The sequence below is a fragment of the Devosia sp. ZB163 genome, from assembly GCF_028613635.1.
Lineage (GTDB): Bacteria > Pseudomonadota > Alphaproteobacteria > Rhizobiales > Devosiaceae > Devosia_A.
The window spans coordinates 572,904-590,404 of the sequence record NZ_JAQRMY010000004.1; the positions used below are offsets into that span (position 1 = coordinate 572,904).

Below are 17,501 nucleotides of genomic sequence, written 5' to 3' on the forward strand. Positions count from 1 at the left end.
AGACAGAACTCGGGCGAGCCCGTTCAGAAGGAAGAAAAGAATGCTCAAGAGGGTGATTTCGGCAGCGGCGCTGCTGCTGGGTGTGGCGCTGACGTCGGGCAGCGCGCTGGGGGGGGACCTGAAGATCGGCTGGCAGCAGATCGTCGAGCCGAGCCGGGTGCCGCAGGCTGCCGGTGCTTATGAGAAGGCGACGGGGGCAAACATCACCTGGAACCAGTTCGGCGGCGGTGCCGACGTGGTGGCAGCGATCGCTTCGGGCTCGATCGATATCGGCTATGTCGGCTCCTCGCCGCTGACCGCGGCGGCCAGTCAGGAACTGCCGATCGAGACCATCTTCATCGTGGGCAACATTGCCGAGGCGGAAGCGCTGGCGGTGAAGGGCGTGACCGATCCGGCCCAGCTCGTGGGCAAGAAGATCGCGACGCCGTTCGTTTCGACCGCGCACTACTCGCTGCTGACGGCACTGAAGCACTGGGGCATCGATCCGGCGAGCCTCGAGATCCTGAACCTCCGGCCGCAAGAGATAGCGGCCGCGTGGGAGCGCGGTGACATCGACGGCGCCTATGTGTGGGATCCGGTGCTGAGCCAGATCAAATCGACCGGCGGCACGGTGCTGGCGGACTCGACAGATGTGGCCGAATGGGGCGGACCGACCTTCGATGCGTGGATCGTGCGCAAGGACTATGCCGAGGCCAACCCGGACGTGGTGAAGGCATTCGTGAAGGTGACCGGCGACGCCTATGCCGCTTACCTCGCCGACCCGGCCAAGTGGGGTGCGGACTCGCAGGAGGCGGCTGATATCGCCAGGCTTACCGGCGCCAATGCGGCGGACGTGCCGGCGCTGCTCAAGGGCTATGTGTTCCCGACGCTCGCCGACCAGGCCGGCCCGAACTATCTCGGCGGCGCGACGATCAAGGCGATTGCCGACACCGCGGCCTTCCTTGCCGCGCAGGGCAAGATTTCGGCGCCGCTGGCCGACTACTCGGCCTACGTGAACGCCAGCTACGTGACGGCGGCCGCCGCGCAGTAACCGAACCGGCGATGCTCCTCTCTCCGACGCCCGCCGTTGCTCCCATTGGCAGCGGCGGGCGGCCGTTTCCGTAGCGGAAAAGCCCCATGACCGAACTGCGCCTCAACAATGTATCGCTAAGCTATTCGCGCCGTGACGGCTTCGGCCCGGTGCGCTCGACCGAAGTGCTGCGGCGGGTGTCGCTGTCGCTGGCGCCGGGCGAGTTCGTGGCGGTGATTGGCCGGTCGGGTTCGGGCAAAACCTCGCTGTTGAACCTTGCTGCCGGCTTTGTCGCGCCGAGCGAAGGGCGGGTAACGCGGGCCGGTGAGGCGATCACGGGGCCGGGTGCGGATCGGGCCGTCGTGTTCCAGGACGATGCGCTCTACCCGTGGTTGTCGGCGCGGGACAATGTCGCCTTTCCGCTGCGGCTTGCCGGCGTCGGCCGGATCGAGCGGCGGGAGCGGGCGGGCGAGCTGCTAGGGCAGGTCGGGCTCGCCAACGAGGCGGACCGGCAGATCTGGGAGCTTTCGGGCGGGCAGCGGCAGCGCGTCGGTATTGCCCGTGCCCTGGCGGCGCGGCCCGATTTTCTGCTGATGGATGAGCCGTTGGGTGCGCTTGATGCGATGACGCGGGAGCGCATGCAGGAGCTGCTGCTCGGTGTGTGGCAGGTGAGCGGCGCGGGCGTGCTGCTGATCACGCATAGCGTCGAGGAGGCACTGTTTCTCGGCACGCGCGTAGTGGTGCTGGCGCCGCATCCGGGGCGGATCGTGCTGGACCGGCGGTTCGGGTTTTCGCAGCGGTTCGCGGATGGCGAGGCGGCGCGGGTGCTGAAGGCGGCGCCGGACTTCATTGCGGCGCGGGAAGAGCTGATCACCGCGATCTATGCCGACGAGACCGTTGCGGCATGAGCGCGGGCGAAACAATCGTCGACGAGGCGAGCAAGCCGTCGGGCGCGAAGCGGGCGGCGGTGCGGGTTTCGCCTGCGCTAGCGACCGGGCTGACGGCACTGGTGCTGCTGTTGCTGTGGCTGGCGGCTTCGAGCTTGCAGTGGGTTTCGCCGGTTTTCCTGCCGCACCCGACAAAGGTACTGGCGGCGGTGTCGCGCCTGCTGACACAGGGCTATGTTGATGGCACGCTGTGGGAGCATGCGGCGGCGAGCCTGTCGCGGGTGTTCACGGCACTGGCGTTCTCGGTGCTGGTGGCGGTGCCGGTGGGGCTGGCGATTGCGACGAGCCCGTTGGGACGCGGGGTGCTCGATCCGCTGATCGAGTTCATCCGGCCGTTGCCGCCGCTGGCCTATCTGCCGCTGATCATCATCTGGTTCGGCATCGGCGAGCCCAGCAAGGTGCTGGTGATCGCGCTGGCGATGGTGGCGCCGATCGCGATCTCGACGGCGGCAGGGGTTCGAACTGCGTCGCAGAACCAGGTGAACGCGGCGCGCTCGTTCGGGGCCAGCCGGCTCGACGTGCTGCTGCATGTGCAGCTGCCGAGCGCCATTCCTGCGATTTTGACAGGCATCCGCATCGCGCTTGGTGCGGGCTGGTCGACGCTGGTGGCGGCCGAGCTAGTCGCAGCGTCGCGTGGGCTGGGCTTCATGATCCAGTCGGCCGCGCAGTTTCTCGTCACCGATATCGTCATCGTTGGAATCTTCGTGATCTCGGCGCTGGCCTTCGCCTTCGAGGCCCTGTTGCGGGTTGTCGAACGGCGCTTCGTCCGCTGGTCGGGCCGCTACTAGGAGTATGTCAATGTCCGTCGTCGAGCTGCGCAGCAAGATCATGGAAGCCGCATCGGAGCCTACCGCCGAGCAGGTCGCGGTGTTCAAGACGGCCATGCGGCACCTCGCGGGCGCGGTTGCGGTGATCACCACGGGTGACGGCGAGGAGCGGACGGGCTTCACGGCGACGTCGGTATCGTCGTTCTCGATGGAGCCCCCGACGCTGATCGTCTGCCTCAACCGGGGGTCGTCGAGCTGGCCAATTGTCCAGAACCACGGGGGGTTCTGCGTGAACCTGCTCTCGCACGACCAGTCGCATGTGGCGGATCGCTTTGCCGGGCGCGGTGGCGCCAAGGGGACCGGGCGGTATGAAGGCGCGAGCTGGCAGAAGCAGCCGTCCGGCTCGCTGGGACTATCGGGAGCGCTGGTGACGATCGACTGCACGCTCGAGGAGACGATCGAGCGGCACTCGCACGCGATCCTGCTGGGGCGCGTGAATGCGGTGACCGCGCGCGGGGATGCCGAGCCGCTGCTCTACTGGCACGGCGCCTACCGGCTGCTGTCGAACCTTGACCGGGTGCTGACCCAGGCGTGAGTTGATCAAGGTCGTCTTGGGCAGCCGATGTGGGTTGAGATATCGAACTGGGTCCCCGCTTTCGCGGGGATGACGCCCGTCGGTGGGAAGTACGGTCGCGTCTCTCCACGAGGTGTCATCCCTGCGAAGGCAGGGATCCATTTCGCAGCCCGCGCTGGCGGATAGTTGGATCCCAGCCTTCGCTGGGATGACATCGAGTTTTGGGGAGTGCCGGCGAGCTTCTAGCCTGCAGCGATCTGCGCGCGGCCGTGGTGGCCGACTGTGAATTCGTTGGCGATGTTTGCGCCGAGGGTGCGGCGGGTGCTGTCGATGCCGAGGGCGGGGAACAGCAGTTCGGCGACGCGGTAGGCTTCCTCGAGGTGCGGGTAGCCAGAGCCGATGACGAGCTCGATGCCGGCGTCCTGATACTCCCGGAGGCGCTCGGCGACCTGGTCAGGCGTGCCGACCAGCGCCGTGCCGGCGCCATTGCGGACGAGGCCGACGCCGGCCCAGAGGTTTGGGCCGACCAGTAGTTTGTCACGCTTACCGCCGTGCAGTTCCGACATGCGGCGCTGACCTTCGGAATCCATCTGCTTAAGGAAGCGGGCCTGCGCGGCTTCGATCTGTTCGTCGGAGACCTTCGAGATCAGCCGCTCGGCGGCGGCCCAGGCTTCGGCCTCGGTTTCGCGGACGATGAAGTGGAGCCGGATGCCGAAGCGGAGCTTTCGTCCACGAGCCTCTGCGCGCTTTCTGGCCGAGGCGACCTTTGCGGCGACGGCGAGAGGTGGTTCGCCCCAGGTGAGATAGGTGTCGCACTGTTCGGCGGCGAGGTCCTGGCCGGCCTCGGAGGTGCCGCCGAGGAAGAGGGGCGGGTAGGGACGCTGCACGGGCGGCTGGTCTAGACGGCCGGCCTCGATCCGGTAGTGCTTGCCCTCGAAATCGATGGTCTCGCCCGAGAGCAGACCGCGCCAAATGGTGAGGAACTCGGCGGCCTGGACGTAGCGCTCGTCGTGGGCGAGGAACACGCCGTCACCGGCGAGTTCGACCGGGTTGCCGCCGACGACCACGTTGAGCAGGAGGCGGCCGTTGCTGAGGCGATCGAGCGCAGCAGTCTGGCGGGCGGCAAAGCTCGGTAGTGTGACGCCTGGGCGGAGGGCGACGAGGAATTTCAGGCGCTCCGTTGCCGTGGCGAGGCCGGTGGCGGTGATCCAGCTCTCCTCGCAGTTCTGCCCGGTTGGGAGCAGCACGCCCTCGTAGCCGAGGTTGTCGGCGGCCTGGGCGATCTGCTTGAAGTAGCGGAAATCGGGCTGGCGCTCGCCCTGCGCGGAGCCGAGGTAGCTGCCGTCGCCGTGGGTGGGGATGAACCAGAAAAAGCGGATCGGGTCGGCCATCAGGCGCTCCCTGTTGCGATGAACTTGCGGCTTTCCTCGCGGGCGCCCCATTCGGACCACGAGCCATCGTAGATCGGCACATCGGGCCGGCCGAGGATCACGAGGCCGAGGGCGACGACCGCGGCGGTGACGCCGGAGCCGCAGGAGGCGATGATCGGGCCGTCGAGATCGACACCGGCCATGCTGAAGGTGGCGCGGAGGTCGGACGCCGGTTTCACCTGTCCGGTGGCGTCGAGCAGGGTCGCGAAGGGGACGCTGCGACTGCCGGTGATGTGGCCGGACTGAACGCCCGGACGCGGTTCGGGCACTTCGCCGGCGAAACGTGCTGCGGAGCGGGCGTCGATGATGGTCGAGCCGGTGCCGGCGGTGACGGTGGCGAGCACATCGTCGAATGTGCGGAGCAGCGAGAGATCGTAGCGGGCGGTGAAATTGCCGGGCTGGGGCGTCGGCGATCCGCTTTCGAGTGGACCTCCGATGGCGCTCCAGGCGGGTAGGCCGCCGTCCAGGACGCGGATGCGGCTGGCCCCGGCGATACGGAAGTTCCACCAGAGGCGGGCGGCGCTGAAGAGGCCGGCTGTGTCGTAGACGATGATCTCGTCACGGTCGTCGATGCCGAGCGAACGGGCGGCCGCGGTGAAGACTGTTTCCGGTGCGAGGGTATGCGGGAGCGTGCTGGCGGGATCGACGACCTTGTCGATGTCGAAGAAGACCGCGCCGGGGATGTGTCCGGCGGCGAAGTCGGCGATTGGGTCGCGGTTGGCCGCGGGGAGATACCACGAGGCGTCGAGGATGCGGAGCCCGGGTTCACCGCGGCGGGTGCGGAGTTCGGTGGCTGTGATGAGAAAATGATTGGACATGGCTTTCCTCACGCGACCTGTGCCGGGCGTGCGACGCGTTCACCACGGGCGGGGATGTCGAGGCCGAAGTGCGAGCGCAGCGTCGTGCCCGCATACTCGCGCCGGAACAGGCCGCGCTCCTGCAGGATCGGGACGACATCGGAGAAGAAGAGGCCCGAGCCTTCGGGGTGGTAGGTCGGCATGACGACGTAGCCGTCGCAGGCGTCGGCAAGGAAACGCTCGGCCATGGCGTCGGCGATCTGCTCGGGGCTGCCGGTGATGGTCCAGTGCCCGTCGGAGCGGCCGGTGAGCTTGACGAGGTCGCGCAGGGTCCAGCCGTCGATGGTGGTGAGGTTGTAGAAGATGGCGTAGCGGCTCTGGCGGCCCTGCACGCTGGCGATGGGCGGAAGGGCTTCGGCCGGGACTGGCTTGTCGAGATCGAACTGGTTGAGATCGACGCCGGGGACGTAGCTGTTCAGCTTGCGGAGCGAAGCCTTGATGTCGATGAACTCGCCGAGCACGCGCTCGACGGCCTTGGCCTCCGCTTCGTCGCGGCCGATGATCGGGGTGATGCCGAGCAGTACCTTCACGCGGCGCGGATCGCGGCCGGCAGCGGCGACCTGGCGGCGAACGTCGTGGGCGAACTCGAGGCTGTCCTCGAGGGTCTGCTGGGCGGTGAAGATGCCCTCGGCGGTTTCGGCGGCGAAGCGGCGGCCGATGGGCGATGCGCCGGCCTGGAACAGGACCGGCCAACCCTGGGGCGGGCGCTGGATATTGAGCGGGCCTTCGACATCGAAGAACTTGCCGTGGAAGTCGGTGGGGGTGATGTCAGCTGCGTCGGCAAACTGGCCGGTGGCGCGGTCGATCTTGAGCGTGTCGTGGTCCCAGCTGTCCAACAGGCGCTTGGTGGCCTCGACGAACTCGGCGGCCTGCTCGTAGCGGATGTCCTGATCGGGCAGGGGCGCCGTGCCGTAGTTCTTCTCGCCGATGGCGGAAGTCACAATGTTCCAGCCGGCGCGGCCACCGCTCAGCCGATCGAGCGAGGCGAACTGGCGGGCCATGTTGTAGGGCTCGGTGAAGCTGGTCGAGACAGAGGAGACAAGGCCGAGATGGGTGGTGTGGGCCGCGAGGTATGAGGTGAGGACGACCGGCTCGAAGGCGTTCAGTACGGGGTTTGCCGCGAGGCCCTTGGGGTCGAGATAGGGGATATCGGCGAAGAAGATGGCGTCGATCTTGGCCGCTTCGGCCTTCCTGGCGAAATCGACGTAGAAGCCGGGCGTGCTGGCCAGCTCGATATTGCTGCCGGCGCGGCGCCATGCGCCCTGATGGTTGCCGCCACCCGAAACGAGGACGGCGATGTTCATCTGTTCGTGGCCGACGGGCCGCTGACTGGTCATGATCGTTACCCGTTGAATGCAGAAAGACGCCGGCCGTGGCCGACGCCTGAAGGTGAATTCGCGATCAGCTCTTCGGCTTGGGCTGGACCCAGTTCGAGGCGTTCTGGCCGATGTTGACGCCTGGTGCCGACAGGTTGAGGTCGGCGATGTCGTACTTGGCGAGTATCTCGGCATACTTGCCGTTCTCGAACAGGATCTTGAGCGCGGCCTCGATAGCGTTGGCGAGCCCGGTGTTCCCCTTCTCGACGATCCAGCCGATGTAGAGGTCGCCCAGTTCCGGAGCCGGAACGAGGACCAGGCCCTGGCTCAGGCCGTTGGCGGCGCGGTAGCGACCGACGGCGGTGGCCTGCACGTCAGCGCGCGGCAGGCGGCCGGACTGGATAGCCTGATCCTTGGCGGTGGCATCGGGGAACTCGACGTAGGTCGTCGGCTTCAGGCCCTTGGCCTCACACTGCGACAGCGTCTTGGAGATGATGTTGGTGGTGCCCTGCACGAGGCCGAGCTCCTGGCCGCAGAGGTCGAAGACGCTCTTGAACTTTTCCTTGTCGCCTTCGCCGATCAACAGCTGGAAGGTGAGGCGGCTGTGATCGATGAAATCGACCTGTTCGCGGCGCAGGTCATTGTCGCCGAGGTCGCCGAGCGAGACGTCGGAGCGGCCCGAGGTGATACCGGCGATGAGCTGCTGGAACGGGGCCTCGGTGTAGACCGGCTTCACGCCGAGGATGTCGGTGACCTCGTTGAAGAGCTCGATCTCGTACCCGGTAAACTCGGTCGTGCCTTCCTTGAAGAAGGAATGCGGGGCGTAGACCGTGGAGGCCGAGACGTTGAGCACGCCGGCATCGCGGTACTTGGCGGGTAGCAGCGCGCGGGCGGCATCGACCGCGGCATCCTGCGCGAGGGCCGGAACGGTCAGCAGCAGGGCCGCGCCGAGGGCGGCGGCGGCTCCACGCAGGATGCGGGGCAGGTGGGTCGTCGGACGCATGATGGATAGTTCTCCGTTGTGTTTCTTGGCCTCAGCCGGCGAGTGCGGGCTGGCGGGAAAAGGCGAAATGGTCCTTGAGGAACTCGGCGGTACGCGCGTGGCGCGGGCGGCCGAAGACTTCATCGGCGGTGCCATCCTCGATGAGGCGGCCGGCATCGAGCACGGCAATGCGATCGCCGGCTTCCTGCGCGAAACGCATCTCGTGGGTGACGACGACCATGGTCATGCCGTCGGCCGAGAGCGCTGCCATGACGTTGAGCACTTCGGCGACGAGCTCGGGATCGAGCGCGCTGGTGGCTTCGTCGAACAGCATCACCTGTGGCTCCATGGCGAGGGCGCGGGCGATGGCGGCACGCTGTTGCTGGCCGCCGGACAGCTGGATCGGGTAGCTGTCGTGCTTGTCGGCGAGCCCGACGCGGGCGAGGAGGTCGGCGGCGCGGCGGCGGGCTACGGTGTCGGAAATGCCGAGGACGTGCACCGGGCCCTCGATGACGTTCTCGATGACCGTGCGGTGCGAGAAGAGGTTCACGTGCTGGGCGACGAAGCCGATGCGGCTGCGGAAGCTGGCGGCCTCGCGCGGCGTCCACGGCTTCAGCACGCCGTCGCGATCGGTGTAGCCCACGCGGGTGCTGCCGACGACGAGGGCACCGGAGTCAAAGCCGGTCAGCGCGTTGAGGCAGCGGAGCAGGGTGCTCTTGCCAGAGCCGGACGGACCGATGATGCAGCGCGTCTCACCTTCGCGGATATCGAGGGTGATGGCGTCGAGGACACGGTTGGAGCCGTAGCTCTTGGTGAGATCGCGAATGCGGATGAAGGCGGGCGAGGTCATGGCGTGACCTCCTGGCGCTTGGTGGCGCGTGGCCACAGGCGATCGAGCAGCGGGATGGCGTTGCGATCGGCGATGTGGGCGATGGACAGGCGGCGCTCGAGCAGGCCCTGCACGATGCTGATGATGGCGGTGAGCGCGAGGTACCAGATGCTGGCGACGATCAGCAGCGGGATGACCTGGTAGTTGGTGGCGTAGATGCCCTGGGCGCGGGTCATGAGGTCGCCGACGCCGACGATCGAGACGAGCGAGGTCGCCTTGAGCAGATTGATCGTGTCGTTGCCGAGTGGGGGAATGATGGAGCGAGCGGCCTGCGGGGCGATGACGCGGCGGAAGGCCTTGGTGCGGGTCATGCCGAGGGCGGTTGCGGCCTCGATCTGGCCGGGCTGCACGGAGATGAGGCCGCCGCGGATGATCTCGCCCATGTAGGCAGCCTGGTTGAGGCCGATGGCGACGAGGCAGGCAGTGATGGGCGGCAGCAGGTCGTTGGTGGCGCCGTAGAGGCCGATATCGGTGAAGGGGATGCCGATGCCGAGGCGTGGGAAGAACGTGCCCAGATTGTACCAGATCAGCAGTTGCACGAGCAGCGGTACGGCGCGGAAGAAGCCGAGATAGGCGATGGCGATGGTGCGGACCAGCGGGTTGGCCGACATGCGCATCAGTGCGATGACGAGGCCACCAGCGAAGCCGATGATCGCCGAGGCGACGGTGAGGAGGATGGTGACGCCCAAGCCCTGGATGATGATGGGCGCGGTGAGGAACTTGCCGATCGAGTCCCAGCGCATGGCGGGGTTCGCCGCGACGATGACGGCGGCATAGGCGGTGATGAGCACGGCAACAAGCCAGACGGCGATGTCGCGGACATGGCGTCGGCGGCCGCGGCCGGAGTCATCGACGGGCCGGTCCTCGAGCGGAATGATGGTGCTGGCAGGCGAAGTAGGCACGTGGTCACCGGATGCATTATGTCTATCTACCTAGTAGACTATTGCGTGGGGTGAACGCGAGGCGCGGTCTGCCGGGGCGCGGGCCAAGTTCGGAAAAGAATCGCGATGTTGGCTCGTGCGGAAGGATGAATTTGCGCGGGTGCAGTCCTGGCGGGGCCGCGGGAGTTATTCGTTGCTGCGGCCGGCAGCCCACTCGGTGACATCGGCCGCGGTGCGGCGGCCGGTGATGGCGTCGGCGAGGCCGGTGGCGATGAGGGGGCCGAGCTTGAAGCCGTGGCCGGAGCATGCGCTGAGGAGCCAGCTGGATTTGCCGATGGGCTCGACGACGAAGCGCTCATCGTCGGTGACGGTGTAGTAGCAGACCTTGGCTTCGATCTGCCTGTAGCGCTCGAAGCCGGCGAAGATCTCGCTGGCTGCGACGAGGACGCCGGCGGTGTCTTCCGGGCGGGCGATGCGGTCGTCGGAGCCGTCGCCGTGCCGGCTGAAGGTGTGGTCGCCGATCTTGAGGCGCGTGCCGCCGCGGGGCGGGAGGATATAGGCGCCGTGGGTGACGCCGGTATCGACGAGCACCGGGGCGCTTGCCCAGGCGGCGGCGAGGTCGGCCGGCGGTTCGACATACAGCACCAGCTGGCGTGAGGACGTCAGGCGCGGGCGGCCCGAGGGGTAGATGGCGGGGATCCAGGCGCCGGCGGCGACGACGACGGTGTCGGCGGCCTTGCGGCCGTCGTTGACGGTGAAGGTGCCGGCTTCGGGATCGAGGTCGGTTACGCGGCTGTGCGGGTGGAGCTCGACACCGGCTTCGGCGAGCCAGCGGGCGAGGGCGGTGACGATGCGGCTCGCGAACAGCATGCCGGCGCCTTCGGCCTCGAACCCTTCGACGATGCCATCGGTGCGCAGCATAGGCAGGCGCGACGCGATTTCAGCGGGCGAGAGCGGGCGGTGGCCGATGCGGAAGTGGTCGAGGTCGCGCGCGGTAGTCTCGTAGAAATCGGACCGCCGGCGGCCGACATAGACCAGGTTGGTGGCGAGGTAGTGGGTTTCGCCGAGATCAGCCCAGAGCTCGTCATAGGCGCGGAAGGCGCTGGGCATGAGCGCGCCGTAGCCCGGCAAGCCGCCATAGGTGTGCCGGGTGATGCGGTGTTCGTCGAAGGACGACGACACCGGGTTCGGGATCGGTCCCTGCTCGTAGAGCGAGACCCGGACGCCGCGCTTATGCAGGGCCCAGGCGAGGGAAAGGCCGCCGATTCCGCCACCGATGATTGCTACGTGCTGCATGCCTATCCTCGAAAACAGTGGGGAGAAGGAGACGGAACGGCGCTGCTTTAGTCCACCTCCGGGAGGGACAATCTTTTTCCGTGCGGCGTTCGGTTGAGCAAAGTTCTGTGCCGTCCGCTACTCGCGCCGAAAGGCCACCGCCTCTATAGTCAATAGAATTAATAGAGTAATGGAGTTTGCGGTGCCGGCTGTCGAAAAGGCAACGCTGTATCTGCTCGATGGAAGCTTCGAGGATGCGGCCTATCCCGACCAGAAGTTCTTTTGCCGTCATGGCGCTCTCGTCGAGGGCGTGCTCGGGCATTTCCCTGTCGTTCGCGACCAGTTGAACATCGAGCGGGTCGCGTTCCAGCGACCACGCCAGGTGGTGATCGAGGCGATCGGCGAAGCCAACCAGGCGCTGCCAGTCCTGGTGTTGCCGGCGGGCGAGGCGAGTTCCGCGGCTACCGGCATCGCCAATGGGCACGCCTGTGCGTCGGGCTCGAACGCCATTCTCGCCACGCTTGCCGAACGTCACGGCATTCCCGTCATCCATCCGTGAGGCACGGCACATGAGCTATCAACTGAGCCTTCTCGACAAGAGCCCGATCGCCAAGGGTGAAACAGCTTTCGACGCGCTGAAGCGTACGCTGTCGCTGGCGCAGGCGGCGGAGCGGCTGGGTTTCCACCGCTTCTGGGTGGCCGAGCACCATGACACGGCGGACCTGGCGAGTTCGGCGCCGGAGCTGGTGATCTCGTGGCTGCTGGCCGGCACCAAGCGGATCCGCGTCGGGTCCGGCGGCGTGATGCTGCAACACTACAGCCCATACAAGGTGGCGGAGAACTTCAACACGCTGTCGGCGCTGGGCGGCGGGCGCGTCGACCTCGGGATCGGCAAGGCGCCGGGCGGGCTGCCGTTCTCGACGCGGGCGCTGCAGAGCGAGCGGGAGGCGGGCAGGAGGCTAGACTTCGAGTACCTGCTCAGCGACCTGACCACCTTCCTCGACGGGACGCAGGGCAACGATCGCGCCAAGGCCACGCCGGTGCCGGTATCCGGACCCGAACGGTTCCTGCTGGGCGCGAGCGTCGACAGTGCGGAATTGGCGGCCGGCAAGGACTGGGGTTTCGTGTTCGCGCGGCATCTCAATGGCGACGAGGCGCTGCTGGCTGCTTCGGTGGAGCGCTACCGCCAGCTGACGGGCAATGCGCCGGTGGTGGCCGTGTCGGCGATCCTTGCGCGTGACGGGCGCGTGGCGACGGAGCAGGCCGAGAAGTTCCGGCCACTGAAGCTGCATGTGCCCGGGCGCCAGAGCGTGACGGTGGGCAGCGAGGAACAGGCGAAGGAGTTCGCGCGGCAGGCCGGAGTCACCGAATACCGAACCGAGCCGGCGGTGCCGAGCCTGATCGCCGGCGCGCCGCGCGACCTGCTGAAGGAACTCAACCGGCTGAATGCGCAACTCGGCATCACCGAGTTCATCGTCGATCTGTTCAACCAGGGCGACAGCCGCCTCGAGGCCGTGGAGTTGCTTGGCGCAGCGCACGCCGAGACCGACCGCGCCGCCATCCCAGCCTGATCCAAGGAGCGAGACCAATGAGCAAGCGCATTCCATTCGGCATCATGCTGCAGGGACCGGGCGGGCACATGAATGCCTGGAAACACCCGAGCGTGCCGGCCGATGCCAGCGTGAACTTCGACTATTTCGTCAAGACGGCGAAGCAGGCCGAGGCGGCGGGCATCGCCTTCGCCTTCATCGCGGACGGGCTCTACATCAACGAGGTGTCGATCCCGCATTTCCTCAACCGCTTCGAGCCGATCGCCATCCTTTCGGCGCTGGCGGCGGTGACCGACAAGATCGGGCTCGTGGGGACGCTTTCGACCTCGTATTCGGACCCGTTCACGGTGGCGCGGCAGTTCGGCTCGATCGATGCGATCAGCGGTGGGCGCGGTGGCTGGAATGCGGTGACGTCGCCGCTCGAAGGCTCGGCCAAGAACTACAGTCGCGAGAAGCACCCCGAGCATGCGCTGCGCTACCAGATCGCGGGCGAGCATATCGATGTGGTGAAGGGGCTGTGGGACAGCTGGGACGACGACGCGTTCGTGCGCAATCGCGAGACCGGGCAGTTCGCGGATTTCTCGAAGCTGCACCGCGTGAACTACAAGGGCCAGTTCCACACGGTGGAGGGTCCGCTGAACCTGCAGCGGTCGCCGCAGGGGCAGCCGGTGCTGTTCCAGGCGGGCGGCTCGGATGACGGCATCTCGCTCGCAGGCCGTCACGCCGATGCAGTGTTCGCCAACGGTGCGTCGATCCCCGAGAACCAGGAGCTGACGAGCAAGCTGAAGGCGAGCGCCGTGGCGCATGGACGGGGCAGCGACGACATCAAGGTGTTTCCGGGCGTGTCGCCTATCGTCGGTTCGACCGAGGCGGAAGCGGAGCGGAAGTACCAGGAGATCCGCGACCTCGTGAGCGTGACCGAGGCCCTGCGCTATATCGGGCGGTTCTTCGACCACCACGACTTCACGCAGTATGACCTCGATGCGCCGTTCCCGGAGCTTGGTGACCTCGGCAAGAACCAGTTCCGCTCGGGCACCGACCGGATCAAGCGGATCGCCAAGGAGAAGAACCAGACGCTGCGGGAAGTGGCGCTGGAGACGACGACGCCGCGCAACGACTTCATCGGCACGCCCGACGTGGTGGCCGACAAGCTGATCGAGTGGGTGGAGAAGGGCGCTGCCGACGGGTTCGTGCTCGGCTTCCAGGTGATCACCGAGGGGCTCAACGACTTTGAGGCGGAGGTGCTGCCGATCCTGGAGAAGCGCGGCTACCACTCGCGCGATCTGGCCGGTTCGACGCTGCGTGAGAATATCGGGCTGCGGCGGCCGGAGAACCGGTTCACGGCCGGTAATGCACCCGCGGTGGGAGCCGCCGGATGACGATCGATACGGCCGAGTTCGTGGCCATCAGGCACCGGCTCCATCGCGAGCCGGAACTGGCCTACGAGGAGCGAAAGACCGGTGCGCTGGTGGCCGGGCTGCTCGAGAGCTGGGGCTACGAGGTGGCGACCGGGGTTGGCGTCACCGGCGTGATCGGCACGCTGCGGAATGGTCCCGGTGCGCGGACGATCGGCATTCGCGCCGACATGGACGCGCTGCCGATCGTCGAGCAGACCGGCGCCGAGTATGCCAGCACGGTGCCAGGCGCCATGCATGCCTGCGGGCATGACGGGCACACGTCGATCCTTCTCGCTGCCGCGAAGGAACTGGCCGCGACGCGCCGGTTCTCGGGCACGGTGCGGCTGATCTTCCAGCCGGCCGAGGAGAATGGCGGTGGGGCGCGAACGATGCTCGCTGACGGGCTGTTCGAGCGCTTTCCGGTGGATGCGGTGTTCGGGCTGCATAACTGGCCGGGTGTGCCGGCGGGCGAGTTCCGCTTTATCGACGGACCGGCGATGGCGTCGGTCGACATGATCATCATCAAGATCGTCGGCCGCGGAGGCCATGGGGCCAGGCCGCAGGAAGCAGTGGACCCGATCGTGACGGCGTCGTCGCTCGTATTGGCGCTGCAAACAGTAGTGTCGCGCAATGTCGACCCGCTAGACGCGGCGGTTGTGACAGTGGGTTCGATCCACGGCGGCAATGTGCCGAACGTGATCCCTGACAGCGTCGAGCTGCAGATCACGGTGCGGGCGTTCTCGCCTGATGTCCGCGAGAGCATCAAGCAGCGGATCAAGGCGCTGGCGGAGGCGCATGCGCTCAGTTTCGGCGCCGTCGCAGAGGTTCAGGCACCGCGGGGCTATCCGGTGCTGATCAACCATGATGCCGAGAACGCGTTCGCGCGGCGTGTGGCCGCGAAGCATTTCGGCGAGAGCCAGGTGGGCGCGCTCCGGCCGATCACTGCGAGCGAGGATTTTGCCTTCCTGCTCGAGAAGCGACCGGGCGCGTACCTGTTCGTCGGGAATGGTCCGAGCGCGGACCTACACAGCCCGAAGTACGATTTCAACGACGAGATTCTGCCCATCGCGGCCCGGTACTGGGTGGCGCTGGCCGAGGATTATCTTGGCGCCAACGAGGAGGCGCGCGCAGCATGACCGACAGCTTCTTCTACACTTCGCCCGACAACCCGCTGGCGTCGCCGCTGGTGACCCAACTGACCGCCGAGTACGACCGCCGCTATGGCGACTATTTCGGCGAGAGCTCCGAAAAGGAGATGACCCGCTATCCGGCGGCGCTGTTCGGTGCGCCTGACGGAGCGTTCGTGCTGCTGCTGCGGGACGGGCGGCCGATCGCGGGCGGGGCCTTCAAGCGCTACGACCATGAGACGGCCGAGCTGAAGCGGATCTGGACGGACAGCGATCACCGCCGGCAGGGCCTGGCGCGCAAGGTGGTTGCCGAGCTGGAGCAGCAGGCGTTCCGGCAGGGGTACGTGAAGCTCTACCTGACCACGGGCTTCCGCCAGCCAGAGGCGCGTGACCTCTATATAGCTTCAGGCTACACGCCGCTTTTCGACGTGGATGCCGACCCGGAAATCTACGGCGCGCTGCCGTTCGAGAAGTACCTGGTGACGCCGCCGACCGGCTATGTGCCGACGCTGGTGACGCCGCCTGAGGGCGGCTGGAAGGCCGCGCGGGCGCGGCAGCTGGCGGAGCACAGATAGTCCGTTTCTCTCCCAGGCTTTGGGCAAACAAAACTCATCGGCGGCTGAACTCCAGATGCCGGTGCTTTGACCGCACAACCAATAAGTCTATTATTTTGATAGACTAATAAATCGATCAGGAAATGAAAGCTCCGCTCATGGCAACGACCGATGTGAGCTCCGCGGCTCCCGAGCTAGACGTGGCACGAAGCGCCGACCCCGGCGGCTATCGCGTGGTGCCCGCGCGGCACCCCTGGCGGGTGGCCGGAACTGCGATCGCCGCTGTGCTGATTGCGGTGACGCTGCACTCCGTCTTCACCAACGAGCGGTGGGGCTGGGCGGTCTTTTCGCAGTTCTTCTTCGATGAGGCGGTGCTGGTCGGGCTGGGACGGACCCTCTACCTGACGCTGCTCGCGAGCATTCTCGGCTTCTTCATCGGCGGGCTGCTGGCCTTTGCGCGGGTGTCGAAATCGAAGCTGCTGTCGGGGCTCAGCTGGGCCTATATTTGGCTCCTGCGGTCGATCCCGCTGATCGTGCTGCTGCTCGTGTTGAACAACATCGGCTACCTCTATCCGACGGTCGATATCGGCATTCCGTTCACGGACATTCTGTTCGCGCAGTACGGCACGACATCTGTGCTGTCGGTATTCGCGGTGGCGGTGATCGGGCTCAGCCTGAACCAGGCGGCGTTCTCGGCGGAGATCATCCGCGGCGGCATCCTGTCGATCGACCAGGGGCAGCAGGAGGCGTCGGCGGCGCTGGGGTTGTCGTGGGGCCGGCAGTCGCTGCGGATCATCCTGCCGCAGGCGATGCGCGCGATCATTCCGTCGGGCTTCAACGAGATCATCGGCCTCGCGAAGGCAACCTCCATCGTCTACGTGCTGGCGCTGCCAGAGCTCTTCTACACCGTGCAGGTGATCTACAAGCGCAACCTCGAGGTGATCCCGCTGCTGATGGTGGCGACGGTCTGGTACCTGATCATCATGAGCGTGCTGTCGCTCGTGCAGTTCGGCATCGAGCGGTACTTCGCCAAGGGTGCTACCCGGGAGGTGCAGGCGCCGCTGCTCGGCCGGTTCCTCGGGCCCAACCGTACGGCCAAGGCGATCGCCACGGCGCGTTCGACCCGGTCGACGGAGCGTGCGCCGCTCGCCGCGTTCGACCGGCATAGCCACGATGTCGGCCGCATCGACATCCGCCGCGTGTCGAAGAGCTTCGGCGACTTCAAGGCGCTCGACAATGTGAGCCTTACGATCGAGCCAGGCGAGGTGACCGTGATCATCGGGCCGTCGGGTGCGGGTAAGTCGACGCTGCTGCGGACGATCAATCACCTCGAGCGGCCGGATGCCGGGTTGGTGTCGATCGATGGCGAGATCATCGCCTTCGAGCAACGCGACAATGTGCTGTACGAGCTGAAGGATCGCGCCATCCGCAAGCGCCGCGCCGGCATCGGCATGGTGTTCCAGAACTTCAACCTGTTCCCGCACCTGACCGCGGTCGAGAACATCATCGAGGCGCCGATCGCGATCCAGAAGCTGCCGCATGGCGAGGCGGTAGGGCTGGCGCTCGACCTGCTCGGCCGGGTCGGTCTCAGCGACAAGGCAGAGGCCTACCCGCGCCACCTGAGCGGCGGGCAGCAGCAGCGCGTCGCGATCGCCCGGGCATTGGCGCTGCGCCCCAAGGTGCTGCTGTTCGACGAGCCCACTTCGGCGCTCGACCCGGAACTGGTGGGCGAGGTGCTCGACACCATCAAGGAGCTGGCCAAGTCCGGAACGACACTGGTGATCGTGACGCACGAGATCGGCTTTGCCCGCGAGGTGGGGGACAAGATCGTATTCATGGAGAACGGGCGGATCATCGAGAGCGGTTCGCCTGACCGGGTGTTCAACAACCCATCCCACCCGCGGACCGCCGAGTTCCTGGCCAAGGTCCTCTGACCAACACCCCAA

The 17,501-nt window shown here is 66.7% G+C and carries 17 protein-coding genes; 10 read left to right on the forward strand and 7 right to left on the reverse strand.

All coding sequences use genetic code 11. The features are described 5' to 3' along the window. Positions 1-40 precede the first annotated feature (40 nt). The 4 genes from tauA to PRN20_RS21105 all read left to right on the forward strand — a co-directional run bounded on the left by tauA (position 41) and on the right by PRN20_RS21105 (position 3,318). Positions 41-1,030, forward strand: a complete 990-nt coding sequence (gene tauA, locus PRN20_RS21090; protein WP_273959608.1) for a taurine ABC transporter substrate-binding protein — start codon at positions 41-43, stop codon at positions 1,028-1,030. Positions 1,031-1,116: 86 nt separating this feature from the next. Then, positions 1,117-1,917, forward strand: coding sequence for a taurine ABC transporter ATP-binding protein (locus PRN20_RS21095; protein ID WP_273959609.1), 801 nt, complete (start codon positions 1,117-1,119; stop codon positions 1,915-1,917). Beyond that, a complete protein-coding gene (locus PRN20_RS21100) occupies positions 1,914-2,744 on the forward strand; it encodes an ABC transporter permease subunit (protein ID WP_273959610.1) in 831 nt (276 codons plus the stop codon). Before PRN20_RS21095 ends, PRN20_RS21100 begins: the two co-directional genes overlap by 4 nt. Positions 2,745-2,748: 4 nt before the next feature. Continuing rightward, positions 2,749-3,318 (forward strand): flavin reductase family protein, encoded by a 570-nt coding sequence (locus PRN20_RS21105; RefSeq protein ID WP_443112598.1) that lies wholly within the window; start codon positions 2,749-2,751, stop codon positions 3,316-3,318. A gap of 221 nt (positions 3,319-3,539) precedes the next feature. Here the strand turns inward: PRN20_RS21105 and ssuD are convergent, their stop codons facing one another. The 7 genes from ssuD to PRN20_RS21140 form a co-directional block, all read right to left on the reverse strand. Further along, a complete protein-coding gene (gene ssuD / locus PRN20_RS21110) occupies positions 3,540-4,688 on the reverse strand; it encodes an FMNH2-dependent alkanesulfonate monooxygenase (protein WP_273959612.1) in 1,149 nt (382 codons plus the stop codon). Further along, on the reverse strand, positions 4,688-5,545 hold the full coding sequence (gene sseA, locus PRN20_RS21115) for a 3-mercaptopyruvate sulfurtransferase (RefSeq protein ID WP_273959613.1): 858 nt from the start codon (positions 5,543-5,545) through the stop codon (positions 4,688-4,690). The genes ssuD and sseA overlap by 1 nt, the downstream gene beginning before the upstream one ends. Positions 5,546-5,553: 8 nt before the next feature. Then, a complete protein-coding gene (locus PRN20_RS21120; protein ID WP_273959614.1) occupies positions 5,554-6,921 on the reverse strand; it encodes an NtaA/DmoA family FMN-dependent monooxygenase in 1,368 nt (455 codons plus the stop codon). 64 nt (positions 6,922-6,985) lie between these two features. Continuing rightward, on the reverse strand, positions 6,986-7,903 hold the full coding sequence (locus tag PRN20_RS21125) for a transporter substrate-binding domain-containing protein (RefSeq protein WP_273959615.1): 918 nt from the start codon (positions 7,901-7,903) through the stop codon (positions 6,986-6,988). A 31-nt stretch (positions 7,904-7,934) separates the two neighbouring features. Beyond that, positions 7,935-8,732, reverse strand: coding sequence for an amino acid ABC transporter ATP-binding protein (locus PRN20_RS21130; protein WP_273959616.1), 798 nt, complete (start codon positions 8,730-8,732; stop codon positions 7,935-7,937). Continuing rightward, a complete protein-coding gene (locus PRN20_RS21135) occupies positions 8,729-9,673 on the reverse strand; it encodes an amino acid ABC transporter permease (RefSeq protein WP_273959617.1) in 945 nt (314 codons plus the stop codon). Before PRN20_RS21135 ends, PRN20_RS21130 begins: the two co-directional genes overlap by 4 nt. A gap of 165 nt (positions 9,674-9,838) precedes the next feature. After that, the gene (locus PRN20_RS21140) at positions 9,839-10,948 is read right to left on the reverse strand and encodes an NAD(P)/FAD-dependent oxidoreductase (RefSeq protein ID WP_273959618.1); all 1,110 of its coding nucleotides are present in this window, start codon (positions 10,946-10,948) and stop codon (positions 9,839-9,841) included. Between the two features lie 181 nt (positions 10,949-11,129). Here PRN20_RS21140 and PRN20_RS21145 point away from each other — a divergent pair, with 181 nt between their 5' ends. The 6 genes from PRN20_RS21145 to PRN20_RS21170 all read left to right on the forward strand — a co-directional run bounded on the left by PRN20_RS21145 (position 11,130) and on the right by PRN20_RS21170 (position 17,489). Next, the gene (locus tag PRN20_RS21145; RefSeq protein WP_273959619.1) at positions 11,130-11,486 is read left to right on the forward strand and encodes a DUF3088 family protein; all 357 of its coding nucleotides are present in this window, start codon (positions 11,130-11,132) and stop codon (positions 11,484-11,486) included. 10 nt (positions 11,487-11,496) lie between these two features. Further along, the gene (locus tag PRN20_RS21150; RefSeq protein WP_273959620.1) at positions 11,497-12,498 is read left to right on the forward strand and encodes an MsnO8 family LLM class oxidoreductase; all 1,002 of its coding nucleotides are present in this window, start codon (positions 11,497-11,499) and stop codon (positions 12,496-12,498) included. A 17-nt stretch (positions 12,499-12,515) separates the two neighbouring features. After that, the gene (locus PRN20_RS21155; RefSeq protein WP_273959621.1) at positions 12,516-13,856 is read left to right on the forward strand and encodes an LLM class flavin-dependent oxidoreductase; all 1,341 of its coding nucleotides are present in this window, start codon (positions 12,516-12,518) and stop codon (positions 13,854-13,856) included. After that, positions 13,853-15,010 (forward strand): M20 aminoacylase family protein, encoded by a 1,158-nt coding sequence (locus PRN20_RS21160; protein ID WP_273959622.1) that lies wholly within the window; start codon positions 13,853-13,855, stop codon positions 15,008-15,010. The genes PRN20_RS21155 and PRN20_RS21160 overlap by 4 nt, the downstream gene beginning before the upstream one ends. Continuing rightward, positions 15,007-15,576 (forward strand): GNAT family N-acetyltransferase, encoded by a 570-nt coding sequence (locus PRN20_RS21165; protein ID WP_273959623.1) that lies wholly within the window; start codon positions 15,007-15,009, stop codon positions 15,574-15,576. The genes PRN20_RS21160 and PRN20_RS21165 overlap by 4 nt, the downstream gene beginning before the upstream one ends. 122 nt (positions 15,577-15,698) lie before the next feature. Then, positions 15,699-17,489 (forward strand): amino acid ABC transporter permease/ATP-binding protein, encoded by a 1,791-nt coding sequence (locus tag PRN20_RS21170; RefSeq protein ID WP_273959624.1) that lies wholly within the window; start codon positions 15,699-15,701, stop codon positions 17,487-17,489. Positions 17,490-17,501 lie beyond the last annotated feature (12 nt).

Bases quoted from the DNA above. Each gene is read 5' to 3' on its own strand.
- PRN20_RS21105 (WP_443112598.1), top strand. From the start codon at position 2,749: ATGTCAATGTCCGTCGTCGAGCTGCGCAGCAAGATCATGGAAGCCGCA.
- PRN20_RS21155 (WP_273959621.1), top strand. From the start codon at position 12,516: ATGAGCAAGCGCATTCCATTCGGCATCATGCTGCAGGGACCGGGCGGG.
- PRN20_RS21150 (WP_273959620.1), top strand. From the start codon at position 11,497: ATGAGCTATCAACTGAGCCTTCTCGACAAGAGCCCGATCGCCAAGGGT.
- PRN20_RS21120 (WP_273959614.1), bottom strand. From the start codon at position 6,921: ATGACCAGTCAGCGGCCCGTCGGCCACGAACAGATGAACATCGCCGTC.
- ssuD (WP_273959612.1), bottom strand. From the start codon at position 4,688: ATGGCCGACCCGATCCGCTTTTTCTGGTTCATCCCCACCCACGGCGAC.
- PRN20_RS21160 (WP_273959622.1), top strand. From the start codon at position 13,853: ATGACGATCGATACGGCCGAGTTCGTGGCCATCAGGCACCGGCTCCAT.
- PRN20_RS21100 (WP_273959610.1), top strand. From the start codon at position 1,914: ATGAGCGCGGGCGAAACAATCGTCGACGAGGCGAGCAAGCCGTCGGGC.
- tauA (WP_273959608.1), top strand. From the start codon at position 41: ATGCTCAAGAGGGTGATTTCGGCAGCGGCGCTGCTGCTGGGTGTGGCG.
- PRN20_RS21170 (WP_273959624.1), top strand. From the start codon at position 15,699: ATGAAAGCTCCGCTCATGGCAACGACCGATGTGAGCTCCGCGGCTCCC.
- PRN20_RS21095 (WP_273959609.1), top strand. From the start codon at position 1,117: ATGACCGAACTGCGCCTCAACAATGTATCGCTAAGCTATTCGCGCCGT.
- PRN20_RS21125 (WP_273959615.1), bottom strand. From the start codon at position 7,903: ATGCGTCCGACGACCCACCTGCCCCGCATCCTGCGTGGAGCCGCCGCC.
- sseA (WP_273959613.1), bottom strand. From the start codon at position 5,545: ATGTCCAATCATTTTCTCATCACAGCCACCGAACTCCGCACCCGCCGC.
- PRN20_RS21140 (WP_273959618.1), bottom strand. From the start codon at position 10,948: ATGCAGCACGTAGCAATCATCGGTGGCGGAATCGGCGGCCTTTCCCTC.
- PRN20_RS21130 (WP_273959616.1), bottom strand. From the start codon at position 8,732: ATGACCTCGCCCGCCTTCATCCGCATTCGCGATCTCACCAAGAGCTAC.
- PRN20_RS21165 (WP_273959623.1), top strand. From the start codon at position 15,007: ATGACCGACAGCTTCTTCTACACTTCGCCCGACAACCCGCTGGCGTCG.